This is a genomic window from Paraburkholderia madseniana (genome assembly GCF_009690905.1).
Taxonomy (GTDB): Bacteria; Pseudomonadota; Gammaproteobacteria; order Burkholderiales; family Burkholderiaceae; genus Paraburkholderia; species Paraburkholderia madseniana.
In genome coordinates this window covers 1-1,040 of the sequence record NZ_VOSW01000283.1, presented here as the reverse complement: position 1 = coordinate 1,040, position 1,040 = coordinate 1, and the positions used below count along the sequence as shown (strand labels likewise).

Genomic DNA, 1,040 nt, shown 5'->3' with positions numbered 1-1,040 from the left:
TCTATTTTTGCGATCCTCATGCGCCATGGCAGCGCGGATCGAACGAAAACACCAATGGGCTGCTAAGACAGTACTTTCCAAAGGGAATGGATATTTCGACGTATTCGCAGTCGAAACTTAATGCGGTTGCCAGGCGACTCAACGAGCGACCAAGAAAAACACTAAACTTCCAGACACCGGCCGAACGGTTTTATCAATGTATTGCGTCGACCGGTTGAATCCAAGGTCGAACTGAGCCGTTCAAGGTCACTTTGACGGGTCTTCTCAGGCGGAGACTACCCGAAGCGTCAGTCCATCGCGATCTGATGCATGTCGTTGGGAGCGCACGCGGCGTGGAAAAAAAGCCGGCGCGAAGCCGGCTTGAAAGGATCTAGCGTCCGAGTGAGCTAGAACCTGAGAGAAGGGCAGAGCCGCGACCTTCCCAGCGGCACTGAACACGTCTGGGAAGATCTGACGTGAACGGAGGCGCGCATACTACCTGACAATCGCCTGGGTATGATTAAGGAAAACTGAAGAGCCAATTGCGAAGTGCCACGCGAAACGAAGACGGGCGTTTCTCCACGAATGATGTCGAAAATCGTGTAAAAATATTGCCTATACCAGAGCGATATAACCGCCAAAGTTCTACTGAAAATTACAATGAGCAAACACTTGGACGATGCTCCGCTCGCGCGCCGTCGGGCTCTCGCTGCTGAACTCCTGTTGAACGGTGAAGGTATCAGCGAAGTATCCAGGAAGGCGCGGTTGAGTCTTCCGACCGTGAGCAAATACAAGACTCTGATAGAAAAGGGCGGACCTGAGGCCCTTGCGCGTCTTCGTATCAATGGGAACGTCCCTCGGCTGGATGATGCGTCGGAAAGCTGGCTCGTTAGCGCGATCAAGCATTCACCAGGGCTTCACGGCTATCCGGGGCGAGATATGCTCGGATCTGGTGTACGGGGGAGTTGAGGCGGGAGATTGAAGGCGGTGGAGGTTTTAGCTGAGAATCTGATTGTCGAAGTCGGAAACCAGCAAACAACAAACCATCCACCATGAACAAG

The 1,040-nt window shown here is 53.1% G+C and carries 1 protein-coding gene; it reads left to right on the top strand.

The genetic code is table 11. The features are described 5' to 3' along the window. Nucleotides 1–218 (top strand): IS30 family transposase (locus FSO04_RS45830; protein WP_154566505.1); only part of this gene is annotated, 218 nt, incomplete at its 5' end. Between the last annotated feature and the right edge of the window lie 822 nt (nt 219–1,040).